We start from the raw sequence: 9222 nt of genomic DNA on the forward strand, positions 1-9222 counted from the left end.
CTCCACCATGTCCTTTCCCCTCCGCCTCCTGGCCGCGAGTCTCGCCCTGGTCGGGCTCACGCTCGCCGGCTGCAAGAAGGAGAGCTGCCTCGGCAACGATGAAGGCTGCCGGGTCGTCAGCCCCTGCGAGAAACTGAGCTACTCCTGTGAGGCCGCCTCCGGCTCCCTGCTCGAGGTGCGCACCCTCACCCCCACGGACAAGCGCGTGGGCAGCCATGCTCCCAGCGAGGGCGCCGAGACCGTTCCGGGCGGCCTCAACGCCCTCGGCGCCCGCGGCGACATCCTCCTGGGCAATGACCGGGCGGTGGCCGTCATCGCCGGCCTCGGCAACACGAACCTGCTGGATCCCAACGGCGGCTCGCTGCTGGACCTGAGCGCCCGCGGCAAGGACAACGACGGCCTCAACCAGGTGCTCCAGGTGGTGGGCATCCTCCCCGGTGACGCCGCGCACTACACGTCGATGAAGATCATCGACGAGCGCCCCGCCCGCGTGGCGGTGCAGTTCAACGGCACGCTCGACGGCAAGCCCGAGTTCCCCATCCACACGATCTACGAGATGCGCCCGTGCGAGCCCGGCATCCGCGTGCGCACCGAGGTCCTCAACACCTCCGTGGATCCGCAGCTGTGGGCCCTGGCGGATGGCTTCTACTGGAGCGGCCGCGAGGCCCTGCCCTTCACGCCCTCGGAGGGCTCGGGCTACCAGCACCCGTCCTTCAGCCTCCTCAGCATCGGCGACGCCTTCAAGAAGTTCCCGTACCTGACGGCCGCCATGGCCTCGGATCCGGCCTCCAGCTACGCCCAGGTGGCCTGCGGCGAAGCGGATGTGCTCGAGGGCTTCCAGAGCGATCAGATCTCCTCCTCGGGCCTGGGGCGCACCGTGGTGCAGCCGCGTGACTACCTCGTCTTCGAGCGGTTCCTCGCCGTGTCCGAGCGCGGGGACGTGGCCGCCGCCGCGGACCTGGCCCTCGAGGCCCGGCAGAAGCTGCACGGCGAGAAGTACGTGACGCTCACGGGCGTGGTGACCCGGAACGGAGCGCCCGAGTCCTCTTCGGGCCGCGAGATCAGCGTGCTCGTCAGCGAGGGCGAGCTCACCACCGCCGCGGCCAACCGCGTCCCGTGGACCCAGGTGACACCTGACAAGGAGGGCCGCTTCCAGGCCCGCGTGCCCGCCGGCCGTGACTACGTGGTGGAGCTGCACGCCTTCGGCCGCAAGGTGGCCGACCGCCAGCTCGACAACGTGAACGCGGACACGGACGTGGGGACGCTCGCCGTGTCCTCGCACTCCAAGCTCACTGTGAACGTGGTGGATTGGGTCTCCAACGCGGGCCTCGACGCCGAGGTCTTCCTCGTTCCCGTGAATGACAACACGCTGAAGGACACCGAGGGCACGCTGCATGGCCGCTTCGGCACCTGCGCGCCGTGGCTGGGTCCGCCTCCGGGCCCCTCGCCCGCGTGCAACCGCTTCCTCGTCAATCGCCGTATCAATAACGGCACCGTCACCGTAGACGCCCCCGCAGGCACCTTCTACGTCTACGCCTTCAAGGGCCCCTTCTGGACCATCGACCGGAAGACCGTGACGCTCGGCGACGGGGACGTCACCGTGAACCTCGCCCTGTACAAGCTGGCGATCCAGCCCCTCGACACCGTGGGCGCGGACCTGCACGTGCACGGCGCGGCCAGCTTCGACAGCTCCATCCCCGAGTACGACCGCGTGCTCTCCTTCGCCGCCACGGACCTGGACGTCATCGTCTCCACCGACCACGACGTCATCTACGACTACGCCCAGACGGTGTGCGAGCTGGGCCTGGAGAACAAGATGAGCGCCGTGGTGGGCCTGGAGACCACCGGCCACATCCTCTGGATGAAGCGTCCCGGCGCCACCGTGCCCCTCGTCGTGGGCCACTACAACTTCTGGCCGCTCCAGTACGACCCGACCAAGCCGCGCAACGGCGCCCCGGCGGACGAGCTCGTCGAGCCCGGTGAGCTCTTCGACCGCGTGAAGGAGAGCGCCCTGCCCGCCCTGCGCGACCAGCTCCTGGTGCAGCTCAACCACCCGTGGGCCGACGCTGAGTTCGGCCGAGACCTGGGCTACCCGCGCGCACTCGCGCTCGACCTGACGAAGAACCTGCCCGCGAATGACAACGGCACCAACGCCGGCATGTACGTGCGCACCCCCAAGGGCGGCTTCGCCAACAACGGCCAGCACGCCCAGGAGGTGATGAACGGCACGCAGAACGACATGCTGCTGCCCTACCGCGCCTTCTGGTTCTACACGCTCAACCAGGGCCACCTGGTGGCGGGCACCGCCAACAGCGACTCGCACAGCCTCGCCGACAACACCGTGGGCCTGCCGCGCAACATCGTCTACACCGACGCCATCCCCGGCAAATTGTTCGACACCGCGAAGTTCAACAAGGCCCTCAAGGCCGGTGAGTCCTTCGGCACCAACGGCCCCGTCATCGAGGCCACCGTGGACACCGCGAGCGGGGCCCGCCGCTTCGGCTTCACCCCGCTGGCCCCCACGGCCGACGCGAAGCTCCGCCTCACCGTCTCCGCCGCCCCCTGGGTGCCCGTGGAGGAGGTGCGCATCGTCGTCAACGGCACCATCGTGAAGACGCTCAGCGGCACGGACCTCTTCCATCCGGAGAATCCGCTCGATCTCACGAACGTCGAGAGCAAGCTCGTGCGCTACAACGGCAGCCTCGCACTGTCCGAGCTGCTCGGCGGCGTGAGCGGGGATGCGTGGGTGGTGGTGGAGGCCGGCGCCCGCCTGCCGCTCGCCGCCGACCTCGGTGGCCCCGAGGGCAAGCCGGATGGCATCCCCGACACCGGCGACAACAACGGCGACGGCAAGGTGGATCGCGCCGACATCGCCGAGGGCTCCAGCTACGGCCCGCTGCGCACCCCGGCTCCGCCCACCAGCGAGGGCAACCCGCAGTTCCACTTCTCGCAGGTGGTCACCGGCGGCTACCCCATGTCCTTCACCAACCCCTTCCTCCTCGACCGGAACGGCAACGGACGCTTCGATGCCCCCGGCGTGGCCGCCCAGTGAATCGAGGGCACACCGTGAACCCGTCCCGACTGCTCTCCGCGCTCGCCGTCATGCTGCTGCTGCCCGCCACCGCTCGCGCGGAGGGCGGGTGTGAGCAGTGGATCTCCCCCGCGCTCGCCGAGGGCCCCCTCACCTTCGGCTTCCTCTCCGCCGATGTCGCCACCGGCCGCCGCGCCTGCCCCCGCACCGAGGTGGGCTTCGGCATCCAGGGTGGCGCCATCGTCGAGACGGAGAACTTCTACGGCGCCATCACCGGGGCCGGCCTGCTCTCCGGCAGCTACGCCGTGCGCCCGGACCTGGAGGTGTTCGCCACGCTGGAGGCCACGCGCTTCCAGTTCGTCCAGAACGCCACCCTCACCGGCACCACCCTGCACCTGGGGCAGCTCACCGTGGGCGGCACCTGGGTGGCGCTGACACAGGGCGCCTTCGTGCTCGCCCCGAGCGCGCGGCTGCAACTGCCCACGTCCTTCTCGAGCCCGAGGACGCGCACGCTCGGCGCCGAGGTGGGCGCCGCCCTGCTGTACCGGCCCAACAACCGCTTCGAGGTGCACGGCTACGCGGGCCTGGATGGGGACATGGGCGTGGGCCCTGGCCCCGCGCTGCCCCGCGCCGGCTTCCTGATGAACGTGGGCACCGAGTACGCGCTCTGCAGCGGCTTCGCCGCCGTGCTCGACGCAAACCTCCACTTCGGCCACCGCGCCGTGCTGGACTACGTGGCCCCGGCGCTCGGACTGCGCTTCCGCGCGGGCGAGCACTTCGGCGCGGAGCTCGGCGCCAGCCTCCCCCTGCTGGGGGCCGAGCGTGCTCTCGCCATCGGTGGGCTGAAGCTCACGTACCGCCTGTAACACCGTCCCCGTCCTGGAGGGCACACCCCCCAGGCGGGCAACACCCGGCCGGCCCCTGGCGGAATTCCCGGCTCGCGTCTCGTGTCAGTGCGGCCAGTTCCTCATGCCGCCGACTCTTCGACCTCGTGCTCCGCTCGCCCGCTCGACGCTCATCAAGATGGGCGCTCGCATCGCCGTCGTCATCGCGCTGACGACCTTCTTCAGCTACCTCCACATGCAGCACACGCTGCGCACCGAGGCCCTCGCGCAGCTGGAGCAGCATGTCTCCGAGCGGGGACAACGCGAGCAGGCCATCTTCCTGCTCGCCGAGGACAACCACGTCATCCTCAAGCAGGCCCTGGAGGAGCGCCTCCGCGCCCTGGGCCCCGAGGACCTCGGCCCGCGCTTCGAGCGGCTGTTCGTGCGCCTGCCCGACGGCTCGCTCCGCAGCCGTCCCGAGGGCTTCGATGGCAGGAAGATGGTGGGTGTCTTCGTGCCCAGGGGGGTGAAGGTCGACGAGGACATGCGCCGTCGGCTGCTGGCCTCGTACGACGTGCTCACCCAATACGGGCCCGCCTTCCACGTCCGCTTCTCGGACACCTTCGTCACGCTGCCCGAGGGGCCCATCGTCATCTACTGGCCCGAGCGCCCCACCTGGGTCCATGACGCCAAGCCCGGCTTCAGGGTCACCCAACAGGTCTACTTCTCCACCAGCCTGCCGGAGAACAACCCGGAGCGGCGGACGCGCTGGTCCGAGATCTACACGGACGAGGTCAGTGGCAAGTCCATGTCCACGTCCACCACGCCCCTGGACCTCGAGGGCCGGCACGTCCTGTCCATCAGCCAGGACGTGATGCTGGAGCAGTTGATGGCCCGCACCATCACCGATCACCTGCCCGGTGCCTACAACGTGCTCTCCCGCGATGACGGCACGCTCATCATCCATCCCGACATGCAGCGGAATGGCACGGGCGCCCCGTCCGGCACCGCGGGCGGGCAGGAGCACCTGCGGCGCATCATCGAGCGCGTGAAGGCCCGTCCGCCCGGGCAGTCCGTGTTGGAGCTGCCGGAGCACGACGAGTACCTCGCCGTGGCCCGGCTGAAGGGACCCGGCTGGAACCTCGTCACCGTGCTCCCCGAGCACGTGGTGTCCCAGCCCGCCCTCCTCGCCGCCCGCTACGTGCTGCTGCTCGGCATCCTGTCGCTCTCCCTGGAGCTGGCCATCATGGCCTGGGTCCTCAAGCAGCAGATCACCCGGCCCCTGCTCGCCTTCACCCAGGCCACCGGCCGCGTCGCCTCCGGCGATTTCCACGTGGAGCTGGACACCTCGCGCAACGACGAGCTGGGACAGCTCGCCCGCTCCTTCCAATGCATGGCCGACGAGGTGCGACGCCGCGAGCAGGCCCTGCGCGAGGCCAACGGCAGCCTGGAGCAACAAGACGCTGATGATCCTCGTCAACCTCGTCAGCAACGCCAAGTACGCCATGGACGGCGTGCCCGTGGCCGAGCGGCTCCTCACCGTGAAGCTGGAGCGCACCACCTCCGGGCTGGTGCGCATCCAGGTGCATGACAACGGCATGGGCATCGCGCCGGAGATGCTCACCCGCATCTTCCAGTACGGCTTCACCACCCGCGAGGAAGGGCACGGCTTCGGCCTGCACTCCAGCGCCCTGGCGGCCCAGGAGCTGGGCGGCTCGCTCACCGTCCACAGCGAGGGGCCCGGACATGGGGCCACCTTCACCCTGGAGCTCCCCTACGTCGCGGCCCAGCAGGCCGCGTGAGGGCGCTCCTTCGTCCCCCTCCAGCTTTGTGATGCAAGAAAGCGGGAAAAATCTTACAGTTCCACCATATGTGGGGGACAGAACATTCCAGCAACTTCCGGCAACCCGTCCCTTGAACCCGGCTCTCGACAGGGTGGTGGCCGAACGGCTTCTGCCCGTGTCCATCTATCGGCCCAGGAGCGAGCATGAGCAATCCCACGGACAAGCGGAGGATCCTCGTCATCGATGACTCCGAGGCCATCCACACCGACTTCCGCCGCATCCTCAACCCCGAGCAGCGCCGAGGCCGGGACGATCTGGATCTGCTGGAAGAGGCCCTCTTCGGCCCGGCGCCCACGCGGCCCCAGGAAGCCGAGCCGGAGTTCGAGGTGGACTCGGCCTTCCAGGGACAGGAGGGCCTGAGCAAGGTGCGCGACGCGCTGGCGGCGGGCCGCCCCTATGCGCTGGTGTTCCTCGACTACCGCATGCCGCCGGGATGGAACGGCGCCGAGACGCTCCGGCGGCTGCGCGCGGTGGCGCCCACGCTGAACGTGGTGCTGTGCTCGGCCTACTCCGACTACTCGTGGACGGAGATCTTCCAGGAGTTCGGCGAGCAGCAGACGCTGCGCGAGCTGCGCAAGCCCTTCAACGGCCAGGAGGTGCGCCAGCTCGCGCTCACCCTCACCACGCCGAAGGAGACCGCCGCGAAGTCCGGGTGAACGGGGCGCCCACACGGTACCCAGGGTCCCGCCTGACGAGCCCCCGCGTCACGCGGAATTCCCATGACGGCTCTGGTGTCCATTCCGTCACCCCCGGCCCCGTGATGGCCATTCGCCGGTGCAGGAGGTTGTATGAGCCAGTGCGCGAACAAGAAGCGTGTCCTCGTCATCGACGACTCCGAGGCCATCCACACGGACTTCCGCCGCATCCTCAACCCCGAGCAGCGCCGTGGCCAGGATGATCTGGAGCTGCTGGAAGAGGCCCTCTTCGGCCCGGCGCCCACCCGTGAGCTGGCCCGCGAGGAGCCGGAGTTCGAGGTGGACTCGGCCTTCCAGGGACAGGAGGGCGTGGCGAAGATCCGCGAGGCGCAGACGGAGGGCCGCCCCTATGAGCTGGTGTTCCTCGACTACCGCATGCCCCCCGGCTGGAATGGCGCCGAGACGCTGCGGCGCATGCGCACGGTGGCCCCCGAGCTGCGCGTGGTGCTCTGCTCGGCCTACTCCGATTACTCCTGGGCGGAGCTGCTGCGGGAGTTCAGCGATCTCCAGTTGCTCAAGGAGTTGCGAAAGCCCTTCAATGGCCAGGAGGTGCGGCAGCTCGCCCTCACCCTCACCACGTCTCAGGACGGCGGACCCGCGAGCGGCGTGAGCCAGTAGCGCTCGCGCTGGAAGGGATGGGTGGGCAGGGCCACCCGGCGCCGCGCGTACGGCGCATCGAAGGCGGCCCAGTCCACCTCCACGCCCTTCACGTACAGCTCGCCCAGCGTCTTCAACAGCCGCGGCCACTCCGCTTCGCCCGGGTGCAGGACGAGGGGCTCGATGCCCTCCGCCGTGGCCGCCGTCTCGCGCTCCAGCGGCTCCCCGCCCACCGCCCGCCGCAGGCCTTCCTCCAGGCCGAGCACCCCCACGTCCACCGCCGCCACGTACTCGCCCACGCCCTGCCCCACGGACCGCCGCGGCACCACGCCCCAGGCCCTCCACATCCGCGCCAGCGCCCACTCCAGCGCGAACACCACGGCCCTCCCGTACGGCGCCTCCTTCAACAGCGCCGGCTCCGCGCCGTACAGCACCTGCACCAGCGGCTTCTCCAGCACGCCCTTCAGCGCCGCCGCACAGTGCTCCACTGCCTCGCGGAAGACGGGCTGGGACTCGTACAGCTCGCGGCCCATACCGGTGGGCCACGCGCCTTCCGCGCCAAAGACGAACGCCACCCGCGGCGCCACCGTGACCGGGCCCCGCGGCTCCGCCGTCAGCAGGCGCTCTCGCAGCTGGGAGGCATCACGGCCCACCACCGCCAGCCGGTGCTCGAAGTGCGCCCGGCCCGCCGCCGCCGTGAAACACACGTCGCCGAGTGGCTCGCGGCCCTCCTCCAGCACCCGGGCGTAACGGCCCACCTGTGCTCGCAGCGCCTCCTCGCTCCGCGCCGACAGCACCAGCACGTGCTCCGGCCGCTCCACCTCCCGCTTCACCTCCGGCCTCGCCGGTGGCTCCTCCAGCACCACGTGCGCCACCGTCCCCGTCCTCCCGTACGACGTCACCCCCGCGATGCGCCGGCCCTGCGCCGGCTCCCACGCCGTCAGCTCCACCGGCACCTTCACCCCCATGGACTTCCAGTCGATGTGCGGGTTGGGGTTCTTCAGGTGCAGGTGCGCCGGGAGCTGCTTGTGCTGCATCGCCAGCACCACCTTCATCATCCCCACCACCCCCGAGGCCGCCTCCGGATAGCCCAGGTTCGTCTTCACCGAGCCCATCCACAGTGACTCGCCGCCCTGGCGCCCCTCCTTCAGCACCGCCCACGCCGCCTCCGCTTCGATCGGGTCCCCCATCGCCGTGCCCGTGCCGTGCGCCTCCAGGTAGCTCACCTCGGAGGGCCGCACCCCCGCGGTCTCCAGCGCCTGACGGAGGACGGCCTGCTGCGCCACGCCGTTGGGCACCGTGAACGAGCTGCTCGGGCCGTCATGACCCACCGCCGAGCCTCGAATCACCGAGAGGATGTTGGCGCCTCTCGCCTTCGCGTCCGACAGCCGCTCCAGCACCAGCACGCCACAGGCCTCGGCGCGGCTGTACCCGTCCGCGGACGCATCGAAGGTCTTGCACCGCCCGTCCGGCGCCAGCGCTCCACTGCACGAGAGGTAGACGCTCGCCTCCGGCGAGAGGATGAGGTTCACCCCCGCCGCCAGCGCCATCGTGCACTCGCCATTGCGCAGGCTCTGACAGGCCAGGTGCACCCCCACCATCGAGGAGGAGCACGCCGTGTCCACCACCAGGCTCGGGCCCTGGAAGCCGAAGAGGTACGACAGCCGCCCGGAGATGGCGCAGTTGGCCCGCGCGCCGATGAAGTACGGATCGATCGCCGCCAGGCCTCCCTGGTCCAGCGCGAGCTGCCCGTAGTCGTTGTTCATCGCCCCCACGAACACGCCCACCCGATCCCTCCGGGTGCGATCCACGGCGTGCCCGGCCCGCTCCAGCGCCTCCCAGGCCACCTCCAGCACCAGCCGCTGCTGCGGATCCATGCTCTCCGCTTCCCGCCGCGAGATGCCGAAGAACCGCGCGTCGAACCGCTCCACGTCCTTCAGGAAGCCCCCGCGCTTCGTGCGGATCTTCCCCTTCGCCTGGGGATCCGGATCGTACAGGGCGTCGGCGTCCCAGCGGCCCGGTGGGAGCTCGCTGGTGGCGTCCACGCCCTTCACCATCAGCTCCCAGAAGTCCTCCGGGCCCTCCACGCCTCCCGGCAGCCGGCACGCCATTCCGACGATGGCGATGGGCTCACGGCGCGCGGCCTCGGCCTGCTCCAGCCGCGCCTCCAGCTTGCGGATCTTCACCAGCTGCTGCTGCAACAACTGGCGGTAGTTGATCTCCTCGGACAT

The 9222-nt window shown here is 70.1% G+C and carries 7 protein-coding genes; 6 read left to right on the forward strand and 1 reads right to left on the reverse strand.

What is annotated here, in order from left to right:
• The first annotated feature begins 7 nt into the window (after window positions 1-7).
• The 6 genes from AC16DP_RS06905 (at window position 8) to AC16DP_RS06930 (ending at window position 7012) form a co-directional block, all read left to right on the forward strand.
• Window positions 8-3052 carry a CehA/McbA family metallohydrolase gene (locus tag AC16DP_RS06905; protein ID WP_329728205.1) on the forward strand — a complete coding sequence of 1015 codons (3045 nt, stop codon included), beginning with the start codon at window positions 8-10 and terminating at the stop codon, window positions 3050-3052.
• A 14-nt stretch (window positions 3053-3066) separates the two neighbouring features.
• Entirely contained in the window at window positions 3067-3897 is an 831-nt protein-coding gene (locus tag AC16DP_RS06910) for a hypothetical protein (protein WP_329728206.1), read from the forward strand.
• 103 nt (window positions 3898-4000) lie between these two features.
• A complete protein-coding gene (locus AC16DP_RS06915) occupies window positions 4001-5446 on the forward strand; it encodes a HAMP domain-containing protein (RefSeq protein ID WP_329728207.1) in 1446 nt (481 codons plus the stop codon).
• Window positions 5376-5657 carry an ATP-binding protein gene (locus tag AC16DP_RS06920; RefSeq protein ID WP_329728208.1) on the forward strand — a complete coding sequence of 94 codons (282 nt, stop codon included), beginning with the start codon at window positions 5376-5378 and terminating at the stop codon, window positions 5655-5657. Before AC16DP_RS06915 ends, AC16DP_RS06920 begins: the two co-directional genes overlap by 71 nt.
• A 185-nt stretch (window positions 5658-5842) precedes the next feature.
• Window positions 5843-6355 (forward strand): response regulator, encoded by a 513-nt coding sequence (locus AC16DP_RS06925; RefSeq protein WP_329728209.1) that lies wholly within the window; start codon window positions 5843-5845, stop codon window positions 6353-6355.
• A gap of 132 nt (window positions 6356-6487) precedes the next feature.
• Window positions 6488-7012, forward strand: coding sequence for a response regulator (locus tag AC16DP_RS06930; RefSeq protein WP_329728210.1), 525 nt, complete (start codon window positions 6488-6490; stop codon window positions 7010-7012).
• Here AC16DP_RS06930 and AC16DP_RS06935 read toward each other — a convergent pair.
• Complete coding sequence (locus AC16DP_RS06935; RefSeq protein WP_329728211.1) at window positions 6976-9222, reverse strand: type I polyketide synthase; 2247 nt, start codon at window positions 9220-9222, stop codon at window positions 6976-6978. The two genes, AC16DP_RS06930 and AC16DP_RS06935, sit on opposite strands and share 37 nt — an antisense overlap.

The organism is Archangium sp., from assembly GCF_057119385.1.

Bases quoted from the DNA above. Each gene is read 5' to 3' on its own strand.
- AC16DP_RS06925 (WP_329728209.1), top strand. From the start codon at position 5,843: ATGAGCAATCCCACGGACAAGCGGAGGATCCTCGTCATCGATGACTCC.
- AC16DP_RS06930 (WP_329728210.1), top strand. From the start codon at position 6,488: ATGAGCCAGTGCGCGAACAAGAAGCGTGTCCTCGTCATCGACGACTCC.
- AC16DP_RS06905 (WP_329728205.1), top strand. From the start codon at position 8: ATGTCCTTTCCCCTCCGCCTCCTGGCCGCGAGTCTCGCCCTGGTCGGG.
- AC16DP_RS06935 (WP_329728211.1), bottom strand. From the start codon at position 9,222: ATGTCCGAGGAGATCAACTACCGCCAGTTGTTGCAGCAGCAGCTGGTG.
- AC16DP_RS06915 (WP_329728207.1), top strand. From the start codon at position 4,001: ATGCCGCCGACTCTTCGACCTCGTGCTCCGCTCGCCCGCTCGACGCTC.